The sequence below is a fragment of the Mycobacterium novum genome, assembly GCF_010726505.1.
GTDB lineage: Bacteria > Actinomycetota > Actinomycetes > Mycobacteriales > Mycobacteriaceae > Mycobacterium > Mycobacterium algericum.
Genome location: NZ_AP022562.1, coordinates 2,755,468 through 2,777,603, shown reverse-complemented (window position 1 = coordinate 2,777,603; position 22,136 = coordinate 2,755,468). Strand labels below are relative to the sequence as shown.

The following is a 22,136-nucleotide window of genomic DNA, read 5'->3' as shown; positions in this document are numbered from 1 at the left end:
AGGTGCTGACGCTCAAGGCGGCCGGGCTGCTTGACGTCGACTCCGGCGAGATCATCCGGCCCGGGGTCATCCGGGTCGAGGGTGATCGGATCGTCGGCATCGGCGACGCCGCGGCCTCGGATGACGAGGTGCTGGATCTGGGTGACCTGATCCTGCTGCCCGGGCTGATGGACATGGAGGTCAACCTGCTGATGGGCGGCCGGGGTGAGAACCCCGGCCTGTCCCAGGTCCAGGACGATCCGCCGACCCGGGTACTGCGTGCGGTGGGCAATGCCCGGCGCACGCTGCGGGCCGGCTTCACCACGGTGCGCAACCTCGGGTTGTTCGTCAAGACCGGCGGCTACCTGCTCGACGTTGCGCTGGGCAAGGCGATCGACGCCGGCTGGATCGAAGGCCCGCGGGTGGTGCCGGCCGGCCATGCCATCACGCCCACGGGCGGGCACCTGGATCCGACGATGTTCGCCGCATTCATGCCCGGCGTGCTGGAGTTGACGGTCGAGGAGGGCATCGCCAACGGTGTCGACGAGATCCGCAAGGCGGTCCGCTACCAGATCAAGCACGGTGCACAACTGATCAAAGTGTGCTGTTCCGGTGGCGTCATGTCGCTGACCGGAGAGGCGGGCGCCCAACATTATTCGGACGAGGAACTGCGCGTGATCGTCGATGAGGCGCACCGCCGCGGGCTGCGCGTCGCCGCGCACACCCACGGCGCCGAGGCGGTCAAACACGCGGTGGCGTGCGGGATCGACTGCATCGAGCACGGCTTCCTGATGGACGACGAGGCGATCGCCATGCTCGTCGAGCACGACCGCTTCCTGGTCACCACACGGCGGTTGGCCGAGGCGATGGACGTCTCCAAAGCCCCGCCGGTGTTGCAGGCCAAGGCAGCCGAGATGTTCCCCAAGGCGCGCACTTCCATCAAGGCCGCCTACGAGGCGGGGGTGAAGATCGCCGTCGGCACCGACGCACCGGCGATCCCGCACGGCCGCAACGCCGACGAACTGGTCACCCTGGTCGACTGGGGGATGCCGCCGGCCGCCGTGCTCAAGGCGGCGACGGTGACCGCTGCCGAACTGATCAACGCGGCCGACCGCGGCCGGCTGGCCGAGGGCCTACTCGCAGACATCATCGGGGTACCGGGAGATCCGTTGTCCGACATCACCGTTACCCGCAACGTACAGTTCGTCATGAAAGGCGGTCAGGTGTATGTCAACAAGAACTGACGACCTCGTCGAGATCCAGCAGACGCTGGCGCGCTACGCGGTGACCATCACCCAGGGCGACATCGACGGGCTGGTGGCGGTGTTCACCCCGGACGGCACCTACAGCGCGTTCGGCGAAACCTACTCGCTGGACCGGTTTCCGGTGCTGGTCGATGCCGCCCCCAAAGGCTTATTCATGACCGGCACCCCGGCGATCGAACTGGACGGCGACACCGCGACCGGCACCCAACCGTTGTGCTTCATCGACCACGCCAGCCACGACATGCGCATCGGCTACTACAACGACACCTACGTGCGCACCGCCGACGGCTGGCGGCTTCGGACCCGCAAGATGACGTTCATCCGGCGCAGCGGCGCCCATGATGCGGGGCGGCCGCACGCCGTGGGCAGGCCCGAAGCGGGATGAGTGCACTGCACGATCCCGCCGAGTTCCGCACCCAACTACGCGCCTGGCTCGACGCCAATGATCTGGCGCCGTCCGAGGACGACTCGCTGGAAGCGCACATGCGGCAGTTCGCCCGGGTCCAGCGCGCGCTCTACGAGGCCGGGTGGGGCCGTTACGGCTGGCCCGAGCGCGCCGGCGGCCTCGGCGGCCCGGACGTGCTGCGGGCCATCGTCGGTGAAGAGGTCGTCGGTCGCCGATTGGCGGAGCCGGGACCGTACTCCATGCTCGAGGTGCTCACGCCGACGATGATCGACTACGCCCGGCCCGAGCTCGCTGCCGAGATGGTCCCCCGACTGTTGCGCGGCGACGAGCAGTGGTGCCAAGGCTTTTCCGAGCCGGGCTCGGGAAGCGACCTGGCCTCGCTGACCACCCGGGCCGCCCCGCGCGGCGACCAGTGGGTGATCAACGGGCAGAAGGTCTGGACCAGCTTCGCCCAGCACTCGCAGCGGTGCATTCTGCTGACGCGTACCGGCGACGCGGATACGCCCAACCACCAGGCGATCACGGCGTTCTTCGTCGACGTCGACAGCCCCGGAATCGAGGTGCGGCCGCTGCAGACCATGCACGGCGTCGACGAGTTCTGCGAGGTGTATTTCGACGATGTGGTCGTCGACGGCTCGCGGATGCTCGGCAAGCCCGGCGACGGGTGGCAACTCGCCATGGACCTGCTGCCCTATGAGCGGTCCACCTGCTTCTGGCAGCGCATCGCCTACCTGTACTCGCGCTTCGACGCACTGATCGCCGCGGTGAAGCGCCAGGGCGCCGAGATCGACAGCGACCTGGGCGCGGTGTATCTGGCGCTGCACACCTTGCGTTGCCGCTCCCGGGCCACCCAGCACCGGCTGGCCGACGGCCATCGGCTGGGCGCGGAGACCTCGATCGACAAGGTGCTGCTGGCCGCCGCCGAACAACTGCTCTACGACACCGCCCGCGAGTTGCTGCCGGGCACGATCGAGCTGGCCGAGGGCGAATGGCGCACTGAGTACCTGTACTCCAGGGCCGCCACGATCTACGGGGGTACCGCCGAGGTGCAACGCAACATCATCGCCCGCCGCCTGCTCGAGCTCGGGAAGGAGTGACGATGTCCGGCGAGATCGACGCGGCATCACTGGCCCTGCTGGAGGGCACCCTCCGCAAGACCATGCTGGGATGTTCCGGCGCGGAGCTGGACGGGGCCCTGGCCGAGCTCGGTTGGGCGGAAATGCTCTCCGAGAACCCGGATCTGGCCATACCGCTGGTGTTCCGGCTGCTCGGCGAGACGGGTTCACATGCATCGGTGCTCAACGACGTGATCCTGGAGACCATCGGTGGCCTGCCCGGCGGCACCCCGCCGATGCCCTATGCCGGTGGCCGCTGGGTGATCTGGGAACGCGGCCGGCACGAGGGCGATACCGCCGCCCTCGGTGGGCTTCCGCTGCGAGAGGTGCCCGACGGCGAGCTGATGCGACTCGGCGAGGCGCGGCGCGCGGTGTGCTGGTGGCTGATCGGCTCGGCGCGCGCAATGCTCGCCCTGGCCCGCCAACACGCCCTGGACCGAGTGCAGTTCGGTAAGCCAATCGCGTCCTTCCAGGCCGTTCGGCACCGGCTCGCCGAGACCCTGGTGGCCATCGAGGGCGCCGAGGCGACGCTGGCGGCGCTGACCGCGGAAAGCCCGGACCTGTCCTCCATGCTGGCCAAGGCCGCCGCGGGCAAGGCCGCACTGACCGCGGCCAAGCACTGCCAGCAGGCGCTGGGCGGTATCGGGTTCACCGCCGAGCACGACCTGCATCGTCACGTCGAGCGGGTGCTGGTGCTCGACGGATTGCTCGGCGGCTCCCGGGAACTGACGCGCCGGGTCGGCGGCGGCCTGCGGGCCCGCGGCTCGGCGCCCCGGCTGGCGCAGCTTTAGACCGCCGAGCAGACGCCAAAGCCCCCAAATCCACGCGTTTTAGGGGGCTTTAGCTGGGGGCACCTCCCGCTTGCGGGGGACTGCTCGCGCTATTTACCGCGGCAGGCCCAGCACCCGTTGCGCGATGATGTTGCGCTGGATCTCCGACGTGCCACCGGCGATGGTCCCCGAGAAGCTGCGCAGGTAGCGATCGAACCAGCCGGCGGTCGCGTAGTCCTCGTTCATCGGCATGTAGGTGCCGGAACTGCCCGGGTGTGCCAGGCCGCCGCTGCCGGCCGCGTCGAGCGCGTGCTCGGCCGCGGTCTGCACCGCCTCGGAGCCCAGCAGCTTCAGCACCGACAGCGCAGGGACGTCCTGTTCGCCGCGCGCCGCCTGGGCCAGTGCCACCGAGCCGAGCAGCTGCAACGCCTGGTGATCCATCAGCAAGGTCGCGAAACGGTCGCGGTTCAGCGCCCCGACCGGCCGGAAGTCGTGGATCAGGTCCCGCAACCGATCGGCGAAGCTCATCCACAGCAGCGTCCGTTCGTGCCCGAGCGAGCCGTTGGCCACCCCCCAGCCGCCATTGAGCGGACCGACCAGGTTCTCGGCGGGAACCACCACGTCGGTGAAGAACACCTCGTTGAAGTCGACGTCGTCGTGGTCGCACGCCGACGCGAACGGCCGCCGCACCACGCCGGGGGTATCGGTCGGGATCAGCAAGACACTGATGCCCTTGTGTTTGGGGGCGTCCGGGTCGGTCCGTACGAAGGTCAACAGCACGTCGGCGTCGTGGGCGCCCGACGTCCATACCTTCTGACCGTTGACCACGAAATGGTCGCCGTCCAGTACCGCGCGGGTCTGCAATCCGGCCAGGTCCGAGCCCGCGCCCGGCTCGCTCATGCCCAGCGACGCCGTGATCTCGGCACGCAGGATCGGGACAGCCCACCGCCGCTTCTGCTCATCGGTGCCGAATGAGAGCAGCGACGCCGCGATGATGCCGACCCCTTGCGGATTGAAGCTGGGGTAGATCCGCCGGCGTGACAACTCCTCGGAGTGCACGTACTGCTGCAGGATCGTGGCGTTGCGGCCGCCGTACTCCGGCGGGTTGCCGGGCAGCAGCCAGCCGTTGTCGAACAGCAGTCGCTGCCAGCGCCGTGCCCAGTCCGGGACGTGGGAGCACGACCGAGACCGCTCGAGCGCCTCGGCGTCGGTGGGTAGATGTTCGTCGAGGAACGCCGAGAACTCCGCCCGGAAATTCTCGACGTCGGAATCAAAGGCCAGCTGCACCGACACTCCTCGGCTCGGGCGTCTCGGGCTCTCCGTCCGGACCGGCTCGGATGTTGCGAGTCCGCTTCCATAGACGCAGCGATGAGAATATCATTCTCGAATGGAGAAGTTGCGATCTCAGAATCGTCAGCACCGATCCGGTGTGGCGCGACGCCGGCTGGTTACCGTCCAGTACAGTTGCGCTGTGCCTCGCCTACCGCACACCCGCCCGGAGTGGCGGTGACCAGCCCGAGCGAAGAACCCGCCTGGAAGCAGCGCGCGGTCGAACGCTCCATCAAGACAGCGAAAATTCGCGCGGCACAACGCGTCCAGCGGTTCTTGGACGCGGCCCAGTCGATCATCATCGAGAAGGGCAGCACCGACTTCACCGTGCAGGAGGTCGTCGACCGCTCGCGGCAATCGCTGCGCAGCTTCTACCTGCAGTTCGACGGCAAGCACGAGCTGCTGCTGGCGCTGTTCGAGGACGCCCTAAGCCGCGCGGCCGAACAGATCCGCGCCGCGGCGGCCAACTACACCGATCCGCTCGAACGCCTCAAAGTCGCCGTGGAGTTGCTGTTCGAGTCGTCGCGGCCGGACCCGGCGGCCAAACGGCCGCTGTTCACCGACTTCGCCCCGAGCCTGCTGCTGACCCACCCCGCCGAGGTCAAGGTCGCCCACACCCCGCTGTTGGCATTGCTCACCGAGCTGACCGAAGACGCGGCCGCCGCCGGGCGGCTGCGCGCCGGCTCCAACCCCAAACGGGTGGCGGCGATGATCATGCAGACGGTCATGTTCAACGCCCAATCCAGCCCGGCCTCAACCGATCCGGCAGTCAAACCGCTGACCGCCGATGAGGTGTGGGACTTCTGCGCGAACGGCTTCGCGCGCAGCTGACCGCCGCGCTCGACCCGGTTCGTCCGCCCGCTGATCGCCGAGCGCGAGCGGAGCGCTCCGCGGCGGCTCCGGCAATTCCGGAACCCTGGACTTCCCCTCGTGAAGCGCATAGCCTCATGCTGCGAACCCAATTATCCGCATGCGAGAAGAGGATTACCCATGTCGGTGCAGACGGTGTTGGACGACATCCGGAAGGTCCCCGGCACCGGTGACGTGATCCCGATCATCGATCCGGCCACCGAAGAGCAGCTCACCGAGTTCACCGACTGCGGACCCGAAGCCGTCAACGACGCCGTCGCCCGTGCCAAGGCCACCGCCGAGTCCGGCGTGTGGTCGCAGATGGCCGACTATGACCGGGCCCGCGTGCTGTGGCGCATCGCCGACCTGATCGACGAGAACGCCGAGATCCTCGCCGAACTCGAGTCCGTCAATGCGGGCATCCCCGCCGCCCAGGCCGCCATCATCACCAAGGTCGGCTCGGAGTGGTTCCGCTACTACGCCGGCTGGTGCACCAAGATCGACGGCATCGCACGCGACGTGAACACCGGCGGCCTGACCGGCATCGAATCCCATCAGCACGTCTACACGCTGCGCGAGCCCTATGACGTGGTGGGGCTGATCTTCCCGTGGAACGGCCCGGTCTTCAACTTCTGCGCCAAGCTGGCCCCGTCGCTGGCCGCCGGTTGCAGCAGTGTCGTCAAGCCCGCCGAGGAGACCCCGCTCTCGGCACTGGTGCTGGACCGGATCCTGTCCGAGGCCGGGGTGCCCGACGGCGTGGTCAACATGGTGCTGGGCTACGGGCACACCGCCGGTGCGGCCATCACCGCGCATCCCGACGTGGACAAGGTCGCGTTCACCGGTTCCACCGAAGTCGGCCGGGAGATCGTACGGGCCTCGGCCGCAAGCAATCTCAATAAGGTGACGTTGGAACTCGGCGGCAAGTCGCCGGTGCTCATCTACGACGACGCCGATCTCGACATGGCCATCACCATGGCCTCGTTCGGCACGTTCGTGCACTCCGGGCAGGCGTGCGTGTGCGGCTCGCGCATCTTCGCCCAGCGCGGCGTTTACGAGCGGGTCGTGGAGGGCGTCGCCAACATGGCCAACAGCATGCAGCTCGGCGGCCCCAAAGACGACGGCGTCATGATCGGACCGCTGATCAGCCAGAAGCAGCTCACCCGGGTGCTCGGCTACCTGGAGCAAGGCAGGTCCGACGGTGCCGAGCTCGTCACCGGTGGACACCGGCTGGACCGCAAGGGCTACTTCGTGCACCCCACCGTCGTCACCGACGTCGACCCCGACTCCAGCCGGCTGTTCCAGGAGGAGATCTTCGGGCCGGTGGTCACGATCCTGCCGTTCGACGACGACGACGAGGCGATCGCGCTGGCCAACAACAGCACCTACGGGTTGGCCGCTACCGCGTGGACGTCCAACCTGGGCCGGGCCCACCGGCTGGCCAAGCGTCTCAAGGCCGGAACGGTGGGGTTGAACTGCCAGATGCAGTTCGACCACTCGATGCCGTTCGGCGGGTACAAGCAATCCGGCTGGGGCTACGAGTCGGGCAAGGCCGGTATCGAGACCTATCTCCAGACGAAGGTCGTCTGGGCGCAGATGTAGGCAAGACAAGGTGATACATATGGCGACCGTCCCCTATCGGATCGTCCAGTGGACGACGGGCAACGTCGGCAAGAGTTCCGTCCGGGCGATCGCCGCCAATCCCGATTACGAACTCGTCGGACTCTTCGCATGGTCCGACGACAAGGTCGGCCGCGACGCGGGCGAATTGGTCGGCATCGATCCGCTCGGGATCCCGGCCACCAACGACGCCGCGGCGCTGCTGGCGCTGAAACCCGACTGCGTGGTCTACAACCCGATGTGGATCAACGTCGACGAACTGGTCGAGATCCTGTCGGCGGGCGCCAACGTGGTGACGTCGGCGTCGTTCATCACCGGTCGCAACCTCGGCGACGATCGGGCCCGCCTCGAGGAGGCGTGCCGCAAGGGCGGCGCCACGCTGTTCGGTTCCGGTGTCAGTCCCGGCTTCGCCGAACTGCTGGCCATCGTGGCGGCGACGGCCTGCGACCGGGTCGACAAGATCACCATCACCGAAACGGCCGACACCACGCTCTACGACTCGCCCGACACCGAGCGCCCGGTGGGGTTCGGCGCCGCCATCGACGACCCGGACCTGGCGCCGATGGCCGCCAACGGCACCGCGGTGTTCACCGAGGCGGTGCAGCTGGTCGCGGACGCGATCGGCGTCGAGCTCGACGAGATCACCTGCGTATCCGAATACGCGCAGACCACCGAGGATCTGACGATGGCGTCGTGGACCATCCCGGCCGGCCACGTCGCGGGGGTGTTCGCCAGCTGGCGGGGCATCGCGGGCGGTGAGACCGTAATCGACATCAACGTGCGGTGGCGCAAAGGCCAGACGCTGGAACCCGATTGGCAACTCGACGGCGACGGTTGGAAGATCACTATCGACGGCCGCCCGACGGTCAACATGCAAGTCGGCTTCACGCCGCCGCCGGACCTGATCGCCTCGGCGAAGTCGATCGATGATTTCTTCGAGCTCGGCCACATCATGACCGCGATGCCGCCGATCAACGCCATCCCGGCCGTGGTCGCCGCCGAGCCGGGCATCGCCACCTACAACGATCTGCCGCTGCACCTGCCGCGCTGGTCGGCCCGGAAGCGGTCCTGAAGCCTCATTCGTCCTCCGGCGACAACAACCGCTCCGCCGCCGAATAGGGGTCATCGCTGCCGTCGACGACCGACTCGGCGAGTCTGCCCAGCGCCGGGTGGGACCGCAGCCGGGTCTGTGCCAGCGACAGGATCTGTGACCGCGCCCGCGCCAGCCGGCGCTCCCGGCTGTCGGTGCGGTGGTGGGCCTCGATGGTGTCGACCAGCTCACCGAGGCCCTCGCCCCGCGAGGCGATCAGGGTGAGTATCGGCGCGCCGGTGTGCTTCAGCTCGACCCGGAGGTCACGTACGGTCTGTTGCGCGCCTTCGCGGTCGGCCTTGTTGACCACCACGATGTCGGCCACCTCCAGCAGTCCGGCCTTGGCGGCCTGCACCGCATCCCCGGCACCCGGATTGAGCACGACGATCGTCGGCGCGGCGATCGCGGCGATCTCGATCTCGGACTGGCCCACCCCGACCGACTCCAGCAGCAGCACGTCGTAGCCGAGCCCGGCCAGCAACTGGATGGCCGCCGGCACCGCTTCGGCCAGCCCGCCCAGGTGGCCGCGAGAGGCCACCGAGCGGATCAGCACCGCCGGATCGTTGATGTGCGCGGCCATCCGGATGCGATCACCCAGCAGCGCGCCGCCGCTGAACGGCGAGGACGGGTCGACGGCCAGCACCGCCACCCGCAGGTCCCGCTCGCGATACGCCCCGACCAGCGCCGCGATCGTGGTGGACTTGCCGGCGCCGGGCGGCCCGGTCACTCCGATGACCCGGGTGGTGGCGGGCCCGACGGCGGACAGCACCTCGGTCCGCCGGCCGCTTTCGACCAGGCTGAGCAGTCGGCCGGTGGCACGCACCGAGCCGGCCCGCGCCGCGACGAGCAACTCGGCGATCTGCATCGGCGGGGTCAATTCTGCTTCGCGGTGAGCCGATCGATGATGGCGTTGAAGTCGTCGGTTCCAAACGACTGGTCCTCGGCCATGTTCGCGAAGTCCAAGGTGGCCAGCACGGCGCGCTCCAGGTGGATGTTGAGCAGCCGCTTGGTGCTCTCCACCGCCTGGCGGGGCAACTCGATGATGCGCTTGGCACACGAGATCGCCTCGGCCACCGGATCTTCCACCACGTGGTTGGCCAAGCCCAGCTCGACTGCGCGGGCAGCCGGAATCCGGGCTCCGGTCAGCGCGTACTCCTTGGCCTGCAACAGGCTCATCTGCAACGGCCAGGTCAGCGGTCCACCGTCGGCGGCGACCAGACCGACCTGCACGTGCGGATCCGCGAGATAGGCGCCTTCGGCCATGTAGACGATGTCGCTGAGCGCCACCAGGCTGCAGCCCAGCCCGACGGCGGGCCCGTTGACCGCGGCGATCACCGGGGTGCGGCAGCGCGCCATGCCCAGCACGATCTCCCGGCCGTGCGCAATCGTCTTGGCGCGCAGCTTGTTGTCGCGGCGGATCTCGTCGAGATAGCTGAAGTCGCCGCCGGCAGAGAACGCCCGCCCACTGCCGGTCAGCACCGCGGCACGGGCATCGTGATCCTCGTCGAGCTGTGTCCACAGTTTCGCCAGGCCGCAGTGCAGTGCGTCATTGACGGCATTCAGCGCGTCGGGGCGGTTGAGCGTGATGATGCGCAACGGACCATCGGCGCGCACGTCGATTTCAGCAGGCATGTCGTACATGTCTAGACTCCCTTATCTTGTCGTGACCCGCTTCACCCGGGCTTCGCCCGCGTTCGCGATCACTCGGTCAATCCCAGGATTCGGCCGGCAATGATGTTCTTCTGAATCTGCGAGGTCCCGCCCATCACACTCTGGGCGCGGCTGTAAAGGTAGGCGCTGAGCAGGTCGGGGTCGTCGACGCCACCGACCGCCAGCGCGGCGTGGCCGACGGACTGTTCCACCCAGGTCATCAGCAGCTTGTCCAGCGAGCCCTCGGGCCCGTGCGACAGGCCGTCAAGCTGTTCGGAGAGCCGCCGACGGACGTGTAACCGCAGCATCTCCGTTTCCACTGCCGCCCAAGCCAATTCCTCGGGCACCTCGGCACCGGCACGATCCACCCGAGCCGCCATCTGGCGGACGAGTTTACCGTAGCGGGCCGAGTACCCCAGCGTCGACGGCTCGCGCTCGTGGCCGACGACGGTCATCGCCAGTTTCCACCCCTCGCCCGGTTCGCCCACCAGCTGGCTCGCCGGAACGGTGGCGCCGTCGAAGAGCACCTGCCCGAATTCGGTGGTGACACCGTTGATCATCCGCAGCGGCCGCTGCTCGATGCCGGGCTGGTGCATGGAGATGATGAACGCCGAGATACCGCGGTGCCGCGGCGCGTCCTTGTCGGTGCGGGCCAACAGCAGACACCAGTCGGCGACGTCGGAGTAGCTGGTCCAGATCTTGTGGCCGTGAATAACGTAATCGTCGCCATCGCGGGTCGCGGTGGTGGTCAGCGACGCCAGGTCCGAGCCGGCTCCGGGCTCGGAGAACCCCTGGCACCAGCGCTGCGTGCCGTCGATCATCCCGGGCAGGAACCGTTGCTGCAGTTCCTTGCTCGCGTGGCGGCCCAGCCCGACGACCAGATAGCCCAGGCTCGGTCGCGGCGGGGCGCCGGCGGCGGCCAGTTCCTCGTCGACGATCACGTCGTAGACCGGTGGCAGCTCCTGGCCGCCGTACTCGCGGGGCCAGGACACCCCGAAGAAGCCGGCGCCGTAGAGGGCCTGGTGCCATTCGCCCTGGCGCGCCCAGTACTCGTCGTCGCCGGCGGCGGGAAAGGTGCCGGCCCGCTCGGTCAGCCAGGACCGAAGCCGGTTGCGGAAGTCGGCCTCGGCGGGCGAGTCACGAAAGTCCATCAGCGATCTCCCTAATCGTCACGGGCCACAGGCCGGTCGAGGTCAACGCACGCCGCAGGTACACATGCGCCAGGCATTCCCAGGTGTTGCCGATACCGCCGTGCACCTGGATCGCGGTCTCGCAGACCGTCCGGGCGGTGCGGGCGCAGTAGATCTTGGCGATGCGGGCGGCACGGACCGCGTCGGCCGCGTCGGCCTCGTCGACCGCCCAGGCGGCATGCCGTAGCACGCTCACCGAGCCTTCGATCAGTGCCAGACCCTCGGCGAGCAGATGGGCGATGGCCTGATAACTGCCGATCGGTTTGCCGTACTGTTCGCGGATCTTGGCGTAGTCGCATGCCAGTGCGTGCGCGCCGCGCGCGGCGCCGACCAGGTCGGCGCCGGTGGTCACCAGCGCCAGCGCCTGCCACGCCGCGGCGCTCTCGGCGCTGAGCTCACCGAGCTGGTGCGGCTCCCCGGCCAGTTCGGCGCCGGGCCGGGTCAAGTCGGCTCCGCACCGCAGCGCGCCGAGCGGGACGGTCAGTACCGCGCGCTCGCGCACCGTGACGGCCTGCTCGGCCCCGCGGGCGTCGACGGCGGTCCGGTGGTGGGTGACCGTGGCCGGCGCTGATCCCAGCGTCACGTGCCGGCCCAGATCGTCGGCGAGCACCGGACCGAGGAACGGCACGTCGACCAGGCCGCGGCCGAACTCCTCGGCGACGATCGCCACCTCCACGCCGGACGCCCCGTCGGAGCGCAGCGAGCGCCAACCCGTTTGGGCGACAGCCTTTTCCAGCCGGGCCACTCGACCGGCATCGTCGAGTTCGGCGACCGAGCCGGGCCCCAGATCGTCGGCGAGCTTCGCCGCGGCCTCCCGCAGTTGTCGCTGCTCGGCATTCAGCCGGACATCCATAGGCGCTCCTTCAGTAGTCGACGCAACAGCTTTCCGGACGGCAGCCGGGGAATCTCGGGAACGACCACGACCCGGCGCGGGTGCTTGTAGGTGGCGAGCCGATCGGCCACCAGCTCGGTCAGCTCAGCCTCGCTGACCGGTGCGCGCAGCGCGACCGCTGCCACGACGGCCTCCCCGTCGCGCTCATCGGGCACCCCGAACACCCCGCAGTCGGCGACGGCCGGATGCTCGTGCAGCACCGCCTCGATCTCGGCGGGGGCCACCTGAAAACCGCGGACCTTGATCATCTCCTTGCAGCGGTCGGTGATCCGCAACCAACCGCCGGCGTCGAGGTAGCCGACATCACCGGTGTGAAACCAGCCGTCGCGCAATACTTCCGACGTCGCCTCGTCGGGAAGATAGCCGGCCATCAACGACTCGGAACGGGCCAGGATCTCACCGGGGACGCCCGGCGGCAGCGGCTCGCCGGTGGCCATGTCCACCACCTGAAGCGCCACCCCGGGAACCGGGCGACCGACGGTGTCCAGCACCGCCTCGTCCCCGCGGGCCCCGTCGGTCGGGCTGCAGGCCAGCACCGGCAGCTCGCTGGTGCCGTAGGCGGGCACCCAGCTGACCCCGGTGCGCCGGGTGACCTGTTCGGCGACGGCGGCGGTGATGGGCGTGGCGCCCCACATGATGTAGCGCAGCGACGACAGGTCGAACGATTCCAGCTCCGGGTGTGCGGCGATGGCCAGCGCGATCGGTGCCACCGCCATCTCCACGGTGATCCGGTCTTGGCCGATCGTTGCCAGCATCACGTCGATGTCGAAGCGGCGGTGCAGCCGCACCTGCGCCCCGACGCTCAGCGCGGTCAGGATGTTGAGCAGCCCGAGGATGTGTGACGGCGGGGTCACGACCTGGATCCGGTCATCCGCGGTCAGCCCCAGCGCATCCCGCCAGTGCCGCACTCCCGCGGCCAGCGAGGCGTGGGTGTGCCGTACCGCTTTGGGCAGGCCGGTGGTACCGGAACTGAACACCAGCAGTGCGTCGGCGCCCGGCTCCGGTGGGTCATCGGCGGGCGCCACGGCCGTCACCGGGGCGATCTCGTCGTCGAGATGCCGCATCGGCATCAGCTCGGCCAGCACCGACTGGTCGCCGAGCGCGTAGCGGGGCTGGGTCAGCGCCAGCGCGTGCGCCACCTCGTCGCGCTTCCAGGCGGGACTGATCAGGGCGGCCACCGCCCCGAGCCGCCAGATGGCCTGCACGGCGACGACGAACTCGGGCCGGTTCGACGCCATCAACGCGACCCGGTCACCGGCCGTCACGCCGTCGGCGGCCAGCGCGGCCGCCAGCGCGCCGGCCCGTGCGTCAAGCTCCGGCAGGGGTAACTGCCGGTCCTCGAACGTGAGCACCGCGGTGGATGACGCACGCAGCCCAGAAGACATTTGAGAAGATCCTATCGGTTTGAGAGAATAGTATTCTCTGTAACGAAGAACGCAAACCGGAAGGGGTGGTCATGGCGGTCACTCATGTTTTCCAGCGGGCGACCGTGACCCGCATCGTCAAGGAGACCGCCGACGCGTACACGTTCGTGCTGGCACCGCATGAGGGGACGTTCCCCTACCGGGCCGGTCAGTACTCGACGTTCCAGGTACACGTCGACGGCGAGGAGCTCTACCGGTCCTACTCCATGTCGAGCGCCCCGGAGACCGACACCGAGCTGATGACCACGGTCAAGCGGGTGCCCGGCGGGAAGGTGTCGAACTGGTTGCTGGACAACCTCGCCGAGGGCGACGAGTTGACCATGACCCGCGCGGCGGGGACCTTCTGCCTGGACTCCTCGGACTCCCCGCTGCTGGGATTCTCCGGCGGCAGCGGGATTACGCCGATCCTGTCGCTGGCCAAGAGCGCGCTGGCCACCACCGACCGCACAGTACGGCTGCTCTGCGCCGACCGGGACGCCTCGGCGGCGATCTTCGACGACGCGCTGAGCGAACTCGCCGCCCGGTACCCGGGCCGGCTGTCGGTGCAGCGGCATCGCGACGCCGAGAACGGGCTGCTCGACGCGGCGGCCGTCACCGCGTTCGTCGGCGCGGACACCGGGGCCGACTGCTACCTGTGCGGCCCGGAGGGCTTCATGGCGGTGGTGCGCCAGGCCTGGCCGGGCCCGGGTCGGCTGTTCGTCGAGGACTTCGACACCGGCGGCGCCGCCGCCGAGATACCGACGGCGGCACCGGCCGCTGCCGGCACCGCGGCCGAGGTGAGCGGGACGGTGACGATTCACCTCGGGCGCAAGAAGGAGTCGGTGCCGCGCGTCGCCGGCGAGACCCTGCTGGAGAGCGCCCGGCGGGCCGGGCTGACACCGCCGTTCTCCTGCGAGGCCGGCAACTGCGGCACCTGCATCGCCCACATCAGCGAGGGCAGCGCGAAGATGATCGCCAACACCGCACTCGACGATGATGAGGTCGCCGACGGCTACATCCTGACCTGCCAGGCTGTTCCCGAAGGCGGCTCGATCACCGTCCACTACGAATAGTCATCGAATGGTCGGGCCGGGCCCGGCCGCCGGTTGTCAACCGGCGGCGGCCCCGTAGCCCAACGTGCTCTTGATCTCCACATATTCGTGGAAACCGGCATCGCTCCACTCACGGCCGTTGCCGCTGCGCTTGTAGCCGCCGAACGGTGCGTTCATGTCGAAGGCGTGGTTGATCGCCACCGAGCCGGCCCGGATCCGGCGGGCGATCCCGCGCGCGGCGTCGAGGTCGGCGCCCGACACGTAGCCGGCCAGGCCGTAGTCGGTGTCGTTGGCGATCTCGACGGCCTCGTCCAGGTCGTCATAGCCGAGGATGCACAGCACCGGGCCGAAGATCTCTTCGCGCGCGATCGTCATCTGGTTGTTCACGTGCGCGAAGACCGTCGGTCGAACGAAGTAGCCGCTGTCGAGTCCGTCGGGCCGGCCCGCGCCGCCCGCGGCGACGGTCGCCCCCTCGGCGATGCCCTGCTCGATCAGGCCCTGCACCTTGGCGAACTGCGCCGCCGACGCCACCGGGCCGATCGCCTTGGCGTCGGCGGGATCACCCACCTTCACCTGCTCGGCGACCGCCTTCGCAATCGCGATGGCCTCGTCCATCCGGGAGTTGGGCACCAGCATCCGTGACGGCGCATTGCAACTCTGCCCGGAGTTGACCATCATGACCGACACGCCCGCGGTGACGCTGGCGGCGAACGCATCGTCGTCGAGCACGATGTTGGGGCTCTTGCCGCCGAGTTCCTGGGTCACCCGCTTCACCGTCGGCGCGGCGTTCTCGGCCACCGCGACACCGGCCCGGGTCGAACCGGTGAACGACACCATGTCGACGTCGCGATGTTGCGCCAGGGCCACCCCGACGCCGGGACCGTCGCCGTTGACCATGTTGTAGACGCCGGCCGGAACGCCCGCGGCGGCCATGATCTCAGTGAAGATGTAGGCCGAGAACGGCGCGACCTCCGAGGGTTTGAGCACCATGGTGCACCCGGTCGCCAGCGCCGGGTAGACCTTCACCGCGATCTGGTTCAGCGGCCAGTTCCACGGGGTGATCAGACCGCAGACCCCGATCGGCTCCCGGACCACCAGGGTGTCGCCACGCTGTTCTTCGAACGCGAAGTTCTTCAGCGCGTCGATCGCGGTCAGCATGTGGCCGAGCCCGAGTTGCACCTGGGTTCCCCCGGCCAGCGCGGGCGGCGCCCCGATCTCCTCGTGCACCGCATCGGCGAGATCACTGCTGCGGCGCTGATATTCGGCCAGGATCGACTGCAGCAGATCCAGGCGTTCGGTACGGCTGCTCTGCGACCAGCCGGCAAACGCCCGCCGCGCCGCGGCGACGGCACGGTCGACGTCGGCGGCCGAACCGAGCGCGATCTTGCCGGCGACCTGCTCGGTGGCCGGGTTCTCGACGTCGAGGGTGGTGAGCTCGACCGGGTCCACCCACTGGCCGTCGATGTAGAACTTGAGGTATTCGCGCATCACTACACTCCTTTGAACTACCGGGTTCCCTGGGTCTCGTCGGGCACCTGGACCGGGTGGGCCAGGCCGAAGCTGTATCGGATGTGGTCGGCGTGGCCGTCCGGCACCACCGGGAAGACCACCGGCGCCGTGACATCCCGGATCTCCTCGATCCGTCGGTCCACCTCCTCGAGGGTCCACGACGGCTGGTAGACGCCCGGGCTTTCGGCCACCACCGCCCGGGCGACCCGGCCCGCCAGCGCGATCAGCACTTCGCCGGTGACCGAGCAGGATTCGTGCGCAAGCCAACCGACCACCGGCGCGACCAGTTCGGGCTCCATCGGCGGGTAGCCGGACGTGTCGATGCCCTCGGCCATCCGCGTCACCGCCGCCGGCACCACGACGTTGCAGCGGACACCGGCCGGCGCGCCCTCCAGCGCCGCGACATTGCTCAGCCCGATCACGCCGGCCTTGGCGGCCGCATAGTTGGCCACACCGAAGTTGCCGTAGAGGCCGCCGATCGACGAGGTCAACACGATGCGACCGTAGCCTGCATCGCACATCACCGGAAAGGCCGGCCGCACCACGTGGAAGGCCCCCCGCAGGTGAACGTCGAGGACGGCGTCGAAATCTTCCGAGCTCATGTCCCGCAACGAGCCGCGTCGGACGTTTCCGGCGTTGTGGATCACGGCGTCGAGCCGGCCGTAATGCTGCAGCGCCGCGGCGATGATGTCCCGGCCGCCCTGCGGTGTCGCGACCGACGCGGTGCAGGCGATCGCGTCGCCGCCGGCGTCGCGGATCTCGGCGGCCACCGCCTCGGCGGGGTCCTCGCGCACGCCGTCACCGCTGAGGTCGGCACCGGTGTCGTTGACCACGACCCGCCCGCCCCGCTCGGCCAGCAGCTGCGCGTAAGCGCGACCCAGCCCCCGCCCGGCGCCGGTCACCACGGCGACCCGGCCATGGAAGTTCAGCGGCTGCCCAGTGCTCAAGCGAAGGGTTCCTCACCGGCCAGCTTGGTCCGTCGCAGCATCCGGCCGGAGTTCGGGTCGTACGGCAGCGCCCGGTGCATCGTGCCGGTGTTGTCCCACATGACCAGATCGCCGACCGACCACCGGTGCCGGTAAACGAACTGTGGTTGGGTAGCCCAATCACGTAGCCGCACCAGGGTTTTGGTGCTCTGCGCGTAGTCCATGCCGACGATGTTGCTGGCGGTGCAGCCCAGGATCAGCGATTTGCGCCCGCTGCGGTGCGTCCAGACCACGGGCAGTTCCCGCTCTCCGATCGCCATCATCTGCCGAAGTGTCGCAAAGTCGGGCTCGGGGTCGTAGTACAGCAGCGAGTTCCAGGCGGAGTGCATGGCGCGCAGCGACGCGATCTGGTCCTTGTCGTCCTCGGAGAGGTCGTCGTAGGCGGCGTAGGTGTTGCAGAACTCGGTGTCACCGCCGCCGTCGGCCGGCAGCACCCTGCTCGACAGCAGCGATGCGAGGATCGGCACCTGGTTCATGGTGCCGTCCAGGTGCCAGTAGAAGGAGCCTTTGAGGTAGTCGGCCTGCTTGTTGACGTTGGTGTCCAAGGTGACGTCGTAGACGGCCTCGCCGTCCCGTTCGGGCGCCAGCGTGCCCAGCGTCTCGGTGAAGGCGATCTGTTCGGCGTCGGTGAACCCGATCTGCGGGAACACCAGCACGCCGCGCCGCTCGAGCAGTTCGCGGATCGCCCCGGCATGGTCGCCGCTCAGCAGCGCCGCCTTGTCGGCGTGGACCTCGGTTGCGATGCGCTCGGTGAGGTCGCGTGTCGGCAACGTGCTCGTCGTCTGCAATGTCACTGCAGTTCCATACCTTTCAGGTCGCCCGCCTCGCGCCACTGCTTCAACAGATCATCGAAGGCGTAGAAGCCCGGTGAGTAAACCTCTCCCAGGAAAGAGCGGCTGGCGTCGCCGAACCCCCGGCCCTCGTTGTTGTAATAGCCGGGCGTGCAGGACAAGTCGAACGCCGAATTGTCGAACGCCAACTCCCGGATGGTGTTCACCCAGGCGTCCTGGCCTTCCTGACTGGGCTCGACGACCGTCGCTCCCCGGTTGAAAGCCTCGGCGATGATGTAGGCGATGTGCTCGGCCTGCTGCTCGAACATCGCGGTGGTGTTGGCAGACACGCCGCCCTGGATGAAACCGGTGTGGAACTGGTTGGGGAAGCCGCGGCTGGTCATCCCGTGCAGGGTCCGGAACCCGTCGCGCCAGTGGTCGAACAACGACACGCCGTCGCGGCCCTCGATGACGTCCATCGCGTATCGACGGCTGATCTCCGTGGAGATCTCGAAACCACTGGCGAAGATGACGCAGTCGACCTCGTACTCGACTCCGCCCGCGACAATGCCCTTCTCCGTGAGCTTTTCGACGCCCTTGGACTCGGCCACGTCGACCAGCGTGACGTTGGGCCGATTGAACGCGGGCAGGTAGGTGTCGCTGGAGGTCGGTCGCTTGCACATGAACCGGTAGTACGGCTTGAGCGCCTCGGCGGTCTGCGGATCCTCGACGATGTCGGCGATCCGGCGGCGCAGCCGCTCCATGATCTTGTAGTCCTCCTCCTCCCGCATCGCCATGATCTCCTCGACGCCCAGCGCCGTCGGGTCGGGACTGGCGCCGATGCGGGCGGTCAGGTTGCGACCCAGTTCGGTCCAGAAGTCGCACACCATATCGGGGGCGTCGAAGACCACGCCCTCGAACGGCGACCAGCGGTGAAAGTTGCGCTTGCGTTCGGCCTGCCAACCCGGCTGCAGCGACGCCGCCCACTGCGGGTCGGTGGGCTCGTTGCCGCGGAAATCCACCGACGACGGGGTGCGCTGGAAAACATAGAGATGCTTGGCGTCTCGGCCCAGGTGCGGGACCAGCTGCACACCGGTCGCGCCGGTGCCGACCAGCGCCACGCGCTTGTCGGCCAGCTTGTCCAAGCCACCGCCTGAGTCACCGCCGGTGTAGTCGTAATCCCAGCGGGCCGAGTGGAAGACGTGGCCGCCGGCGTTCATGAAGTCCTTGATGCCCGCGATGCCGGGCAGCTTGGGCCGGTTGTAGGAGCCCTGGGCCATCACCACGAACCGCGGCCGCAGGTCATCGCCCCGGTTCGTCGTCAGCCGCCAGCGCCGGAGTTCCTCGTCCCAGCGGACGGTGCGTACCTGGGTCGAGAAGATCGCGCCGTCATAGAGGCCGAAGTGCTTGCCGATGTTCTGGCAATGCTGGAATATCTCGGCGCCGTCGGCGAACTTCTTGGACGGCATGAAGTCGAGCTCTTCGAGCATCGGGATATAGCAGTAGGCGTCGTTGTCGCACTGGATTCCGGGGAAGCGGTTCCAGTACCAGACGCCGCCGAAGTCGCCGGCCATCTCGATGACCCGCACATCGCGCACGCCGGCCTTCTTCAGGTAGGCGCCGGCCAGCAGTCCGGCGATGCCACCGCCGAGGACCACGACTTCGATGTCGGCGTCGATGGGTTCACGTGGCGTCACCGCGGTGTGCGGATCCACCTCGGCGAACTCCACGAAATCGTCTTTGAGTTCGAGGTACTGACTCGATCCGTCGGAGCGAATGCGTTTAGCCCGTTCGGCGGCGTACTTCTCACGGAGCGCTTCGATGTCGAAGTCGTCCGGGGTCTGGGTCGGCGGGCACTCCGTCATCGGTCATTTCCTGTCGGGATCTGCTCGGGCGCGCCGGCGGCCATGTATTTCGCCAGCTGGTGGTGCAGGTTGACGATGGCGCGCTCCCGGTAGGGGTTGGGCCTGGCGCCCTGATAGCCAAGGGATTTCATCCCCTGTTGCACGGCGGCCATGTTGGAGAAGTCCTGCGGCAGCACCGAGCGCCACCGCGGGTCCCCCACCGGGGTGTACTCCCAGCGGGTCTGCGGCTCCTCGCCCTTGGGGAACAGCTCGAAGACCGAGACCTCGAAGATGCACTTGTCCGGGTTGTAACTGGGATGCGGCCGGGCGCTGTAACACAGTGCGCTGGTGAGACCCTGGCCGATCTGGAAGTTCGGGAAGATCTGCCAGGCGGTGCCGGCCTGCCCGAGCACGTCGGCCGGGATCGTCGGCCAGATGACGCCGCGGGCTTCGTCGTCGCGGCGTGCCGAGGCCAGCCAGTGTTCGAGGACCTTTTCGGCCGGCGTGCCCTCGGGAAGCTCGTCGACCAGTCGCTTGGCGGCGTTGACCAGCGTCGCCGTGGTGGTGGCGTTGGTCTCCTCCATGGTGTAGATCTGCATCTCCGCGGTCGACACCCGGGGGTCGGCACCGGTGCCCAGCCGGATCTTGGACTTGGTGGTCTCCAGATCCTCCGGAGCGTCGTAGCCGATGTTGCTGTGGCGGCCCTGCACCTTGGCCCAGCCCTTGAACTCGCCGAACCTGTTGAACTCCGGGTGGGTCGTGTAGACGTGGTAGGTCTCGTTGAAGGCCTCCATCGCGACCTTCCAGTTGCAGTCGAATTCCAGCCACTTGCGCCACTTGTAACGCATGTTCTCCAGGCCGAACGGTTCCAGGATCTTGGCGGCGGGGAACAGGTAGTCGGCCAGGGACTCGCAGTCCGGATCCATATTGATCCAGACCCAGCCGCCCCAGGTGTCGACGCGCACCGGGCGTAGGTGGGTGTTCTCCGGCGTCAGGGTGCCCTGCCAGTCGTCCTGCTCGCGGATGTGGGTGCATGCCCCGTCCAGGCCGTAGCTCCAGCCGTGGAAGCCGCAGACGAATGACTTGCGGGTGCGCGCGCAGGCGTTCTTCTCCCCGGCCGGGGTGTCGACCAGCCGGCGGCCGCGATGCTGGCAGACGTTGTGGTGGGCCCGAAAAGAGTCCGAGCCTGAGGTCGAGCCGGTGCGCACCACGATGATCGAGTCGTCGAGGATGTCGTAGGTGAGGTAGCTGCCCACCTCCGGCAGATCCTCGACCCGGCCGGCCTGCTGCCACACCTTGCGCCACAACTTGTCGCGTTCGGCACGGGCGTAGCTCTCCGAGGTGTAGGCCTCGACGCCGATCGTCATGGGTTGCGACAGTTCTTCGGCCGAATCGGCGTTGTGCACCGGATCGGTCATGACATCCTCCTCATCGCTGCGCGGAAGGTTTCGTCTTTGAGGAACAGCGAGGTGTTGTCCGCGCCGAGGTGACTCCACTTGAGGTTGAGTCCACCGTCGACCAGCAGGGTCTGCCCGGTGATGTAACTGGACAGGTCCGACAGCAGGAACAGGATCGGCCCGGCCTGCTCCTCGGGTCGGCCGCGCCGTCCCAACGCGATCGCGCCTCGGTCGCGATCGGGGTCCTCGTCGACGTAGGTTCCCGATGCCGCGGTCTCGGTCACCCCCGGCGCCACCGCATTGACCCGGATGCCGGCGGCCGCCAACTCAAGGGCCATGGTGCGCGTCATCGCCACGACGCCGGCTTTGGCGGTGCCGTAGGCGATGTGGAACGGCGCGGTGTTCATCCCGCTGATCGAAGAGATCGAGACGATCGAGCCCGGCCGCCGCTGCGCCAGCAGCTCGGCGGCGACCGCACGGCTCATGAAGAACGCCGTTTCGAGGTTGTGCGCGAAGATCTCCCGCCAATCGGAGCGGGCCACCCGGGTCGAGGCCATCCAGGTCGACGGCGCCGCCCCGCCGGCGACGTTGACCAGCCCGTAGAGCTGCCCGTCGGCGTTGCGCGCCGCGTCGAGCACCGCGGTCACGCCCTCGTCGGTACCGGCGTCGGCGGCCACCGATACCACCGGCAGGCCGGCAGCGACCAGCGGCGCGATGTGCTCGTCGAGGTTCTCCGCCGAGCGGCTCACCGCGATCACCGTGGCGCCGGCCTGCGCGGCCATCGCGGTGACCGTCGTACCGATGCCGCCGCCACCGGCTCCCGACACGATGACGACACGGCCATCAAGGCCCAGCAGGCCCGAGTGACTCAGCAGGCTGGTGTGATCCGCCATGACCCGCCTTCTCCTGGCACAAGCAGCAGATCCGCACTCCCCCGGCGGCGACGTCAGACACCGGGTATGCAGATTTGTCCGGACAACATACGTGATTCTTCGTTCTGAAGAACACTATTCCGCAGCACGA

The 22,136-nt window shown here is 68.4% G+C and carries 20 protein-coding genes; 8 read left to right on the top strand and 12 right to left on the bottom strand.

Annotated elements, in window-relative coordinates:
- Window positions 1-2: 2 nt before the first annotated feature.
- The 4 genes from G6N19_RS12765 to G6N19_RS12750 are packed head-to-tail and all read left to right on the top strand — an operon-like array spanning window position 3 to window position 3,556.
- On the top strand, window positions 3-1,223 hold the full coding sequence (locus G6N19_RS12765) for a metal-dependent hydrolase family protein (protein ID WP_013830430.1): 1,221 nt from the start codon (window positions 3-5) through the stop codon (window positions 1,221-1,223).
- On the top strand, window positions 1,207-1,629 hold the full coding sequence (locus tag G6N19_RS12760; RefSeq protein WP_013830431.1) for a nuclear transport factor 2 family protein: 423 nt from the start codon (window positions 1,207-1,209) through the stop codon (window positions 1,627-1,629). Before G6N19_RS12765 ends, G6N19_RS12760 begins: the two co-directional genes overlap by 17 nt.
- A complete protein-coding gene (locus G6N19_RS12755) occupies window positions 1,626-2,747 on the top strand; it encodes an acyl-CoA dehydrogenase family protein (RefSeq protein WP_013830432.1) in 1,122 nt (373 codons plus the stop codon). The genes G6N19_RS12760 and G6N19_RS12755 overlap by 4 nt, the downstream gene beginning before the upstream one ends.
- A gap of 2 nt (window positions 2,748-2,749) precedes the next feature.
- The gene (locus G6N19_RS12750; RefSeq protein ID WP_013830433.1) at window positions 2,750-3,556 is read left to right on the top strand and encodes an acyl-CoA dehydrogenase family protein; all 807 of its coding nucleotides are present in this window, start codon (window positions 2,750-2,752) and stop codon (window positions 3,554-3,556) included.
- A gap of 93 nt (window positions 3,557-3,649) precedes the next feature.
- Here G6N19_RS12750 and G6N19_RS12745 read toward each other — a convergent pair whose 3' ends face one another.
- Entirely contained in the window at window positions 3,650-4,822 is a 1,173-nt protein-coding gene (locus tag G6N19_RS12745; RefSeq protein WP_193465050.1) for an acyl-CoA dehydrogenase family protein, read from the bottom strand.
- Between the two features lie 219 nt (window positions 4,823-5,041).
- Here G6N19_RS12745 and G6N19_RS12740 point away from each other — a divergent pair, with 219 nt between their 5' ends.
- From G6N19_RS12740 to G6N19_RS12730, 3 genes are all read left to right on the top strand, one after another.
- Window positions 5,042-5,695, top strand: a complete 654-nt coding sequence (locus G6N19_RS12740) for a TetR/AcrR family transcriptional regulator (protein WP_193465049.1) — start codon at window positions 5,042-5,044, stop codon at window positions 5,693-5,695.
- A gap of 159 nt (window positions 5,696-5,854) precedes the next feature.
- Window positions 5,855-7,312, top strand: a complete 1,458-nt coding sequence (locus tag G6N19_RS12735) for an aldehyde dehydrogenase family protein (protein WP_013830436.1) — start codon at window positions 5,855-5,857, stop codon at window positions 7,310-7,312.
- Window positions 7,313-7,331: 19 nt separating this feature from the next.
- Window positions 7,332-8,402, top strand: a complete 1,071-nt coding sequence (locus G6N19_RS12730; protein WP_013830437.1) for an NAD(P)H-dependent amine dehydrogenase family protein — start codon at window positions 7,332-7,334, stop codon at window positions 8,400-8,402.
- Between the two features lie 4 nt (window positions 8,403-8,406).
- Here the strand turns inward: G6N19_RS12730 and meaB are convergent, their stop codons facing one another.
- The 5 genes from meaB to G6N19_RS12705 are packed head-to-tail and all read right to left on the bottom strand — an operon-like array spanning window position 8,407 to window position 13,537.
- Window positions 8,407-9,285 carry a methylmalonyl Co-A mutase-associated GTPase MeaB gene (gene meaB, locus G6N19_RS12725; RefSeq protein ID WP_013830438.1) on the bottom strand — a complete coding sequence of 293 codons (879 nt, stop codon included), beginning with the start codon at window positions 9,283-9,285 and terminating at the stop codon, window positions 8,407-8,409.
- Between the two features lie 8 nt (window positions 9,286-9,293).
- Complete coding sequence (locus tag G6N19_RS12720) at window positions 9,294-10,061, bottom strand: enoyl-CoA hydratase/isomerase family protein (RefSeq protein WP_013830439.1); 768 nt, start codon at window positions 10,059-10,061, stop codon at window positions 9,294-9,296.
- 59 nt (window positions 10,062-10,120) lie between these two features.
- Entirely contained in the window at window positions 10,121-11,221 is a 1,101-nt protein-coding gene (locus G6N19_RS12715; RefSeq protein WP_013830440.1) for an acyl-CoA dehydrogenase family protein, read from the bottom strand.
- Window positions 11,208-12,113 (bottom strand): acyl-CoA dehydrogenase family protein, encoded by a 906-nt coding sequence (locus G6N19_RS12710; RefSeq protein ID WP_013830441.1) that lies wholly within the window; start codon window positions 12,111-12,113, stop codon window positions 11,208-11,210. Before G6N19_RS12710 ends, G6N19_RS12715 begins: the two co-directional genes overlap by 14 nt.
- Complete coding sequence (locus tag G6N19_RS12705; RefSeq protein WP_013830442.1) at window positions 12,098-13,537, bottom strand: class I adenylate-forming enzyme family protein; 1,440 nt, start codon at window positions 13,535-13,537, stop codon at window positions 12,098-12,100. Before G6N19_RS12705 ends, G6N19_RS12710 begins: the two co-directional genes overlap by 16 nt.
- Before the next feature lie 71 nt (window positions 13,538-13,608).
- Here G6N19_RS12705 and G6N19_RS12700 point away from each other — a divergent pair, with 71 nt between their 5' ends.
- Entirely contained in the window at window positions 13,609-14,628 is a 1,020-nt protein-coding gene (locus G6N19_RS12700; protein ID WP_013830443.1) for a ferredoxin--NADP reductase, read from the top strand.
- 36 nt (window positions 14,629-14,664) lie between these two features.
- On the opposite strand, the gene G6N19_RS12695 is transcribed toward G6N19_RS12700, so the two are convergent.
- Genes G6N19_RS12695 through G6N19_RS12670 form a run of 6 tightly spaced genes read right to left on the bottom strand, consistent with a single transcriptional unit; the run spans window position 14,665 to window position 22,006 of the window.
- Window positions 14,665-16,095 carry an aldehyde dehydrogenase family protein gene (locus G6N19_RS12695; RefSeq protein WP_013830444.1) on the bottom strand — a complete coding sequence of 477 codons (1,431 nt, stop codon included), beginning with the start codon at window positions 16,093-16,095 and terminating at the stop codon, window positions 14,665-14,667.
- A gap of 17 nt (window positions 16,096-16,112) precedes the next feature.
- Entirely contained in the window at window positions 16,113-17,063 is a 951-nt protein-coding gene (locus G6N19_RS12690; protein ID WP_013830445.1) for an SDR family NAD(P)-dependent oxidoreductase, read from the bottom strand.
- Complete coding sequence (locus G6N19_RS12685; protein ID WP_013830446.1) at window positions 17,060-17,896, bottom strand: TauD/TfdA dioxygenase family protein; 837 nt, start codon at window positions 17,894-17,896, stop codon at window positions 17,060-17,062. The genes G6N19_RS12690 and G6N19_RS12685 overlap by 4 nt, the downstream gene beginning before the upstream one ends.
- The gene (locus G6N19_RS12680) at window positions 17,893-19,737 is read right to left on the bottom strand and encodes a flavin-containing monooxygenase (protein ID WP_013830447.1); all 1,845 of its coding nucleotides are present in this window, start codon (window positions 19,735-19,737) and stop codon (window positions 17,893-17,895) included. Before G6N19_RS12680 ends, G6N19_RS12685 begins: the two co-directional genes overlap by 4 nt.
- Complete coding sequence (locus G6N19_RS12675; protein WP_013830448.1) at window positions 19,734-21,134, bottom strand: aromatic ring-hydroxylating oxygenase subunit alpha; 1,401 nt, start codon at window positions 21,132-21,134, stop codon at window positions 19,734-19,736. Before G6N19_RS12675 ends, G6N19_RS12680 begins: the two co-directional genes overlap by 4 nt.
- Complete coding sequence (locus tag G6N19_RS12670) at window positions 21,131-22,006, bottom strand: SDR family NAD(P)-dependent oxidoreductase (RefSeq protein ID WP_193465048.1); 876 nt, start codon at window positions 22,004-22,006, stop codon at window positions 21,131-21,133. The genes G6N19_RS12675 and G6N19_RS12670 overlap by 4 nt, the downstream gene beginning before the upstream one ends.
- Between the last annotated feature and the right edge of the window lie 130 nt (window positions 22,007-22,136).

Excerpts from the sequence above, each read along its gene's own strand:
- G6N19_RS12760 (WP_013830431.1), top strand. The coding sequence starts at position 1,207 with ATGTCAACAAGAACTGACGACCTCGTCGAGATCCAGCAGACGCTGGCG.
- G6N19_RS12755 (WP_013830432.1), top strand. The coding sequence starts at position 1,626 with ATGAGTGCACTGCACGATCCCGCCGAGTTCCGCACCCAACTACGCGCC.
- G6N19_RS12750 (WP_013830433.1), top strand. The coding sequence starts at position 2,750 with ATGTCCGGCGAGATCGACGCGGCATCACTGGCCCTGCTGGAGGGCACC.
- G6N19_RS12735 (WP_013830436.1), top strand. The coding sequence starts at position 5,855 with ATGTCGGTGCAGACGGTGTTGGACGACATCCGGAAGGTCCCCGGCACC.
- G6N19_RS12730 (WP_013830437.1), top strand. The coding sequence starts at position 7,332 with ATGGCGACCGTCCCCTATCGGATCGTCCAGTGGACGACGGGCAACGTC.
- meaB (WP_013830438.1), bottom strand. The coding sequence starts at position 9,285 with ATGCAGATCGCCGAGTTGCTCGTCGCGGCGCGGGCCGGCTCGGTGCGT.
- G6N19_RS12720 (WP_013830439.1), bottom strand. The coding sequence starts at position 10,061 with ATGTACGACATGCCTGCTGAAATCGACGTGCGCGCCGATGGTCCGTTG.
- G6N19_RS12715 (WP_013830440.1), bottom strand. The coding sequence starts at position 11,221 with ATGGACTTTCGTGACTCGCCCGCCGAGGCCGACTTCCGCAACCGGCTT.
- G6N19_RS12710 (WP_013830441.1), bottom strand. The coding sequence starts at position 12,113 with ATGGATGTCCGGCTGAATGCCGAGCAGCGACAACTGCGGGAGGCCGCG.
- G6N19_RS12705 (WP_013830442.1), bottom strand. The coding sequence starts at position 13,537 with ATGTCTTCTGGGCTGCGTGCGTCATCCACCGCGGTGCTCACGTTCGAG.
- G6N19_RS12700 (WP_013830443.1), top strand. The coding sequence starts at position 13,609 with ATGGCGGTCACTCATGTTTTCCAGCGGGCGACCGTGACCCGCATCGTC.
- G6N19_RS12695 (WP_013830444.1), bottom strand. The coding sequence starts at position 16,095 with ATGCGCGAATACCTCAAGTTCTACATCGACGGCCAGTGGGTGGACCCG.
- G6N19_RS12680 (WP_013830447.1), bottom strand. The coding sequence starts at position 19,737 with ATGACGGAGTGCCCGCCGACCCAGACCCCGGACGACTTCGACATCGAA.
- G6N19_RS12675 (WP_013830448.1), bottom strand. The coding sequence starts at position 21,134 with ATGACCGATCCGGTGCACAACGCCGATTCGGCCGAAGAACTGTCGCAA.
- G6N19_RS12670 (WP_193465048.1), bottom strand. The coding sequence starts at position 22,006 with ATGGCGGATCACACCAGCCTGCTGAGTCACTCGGGCCTGCTGGGCCTT.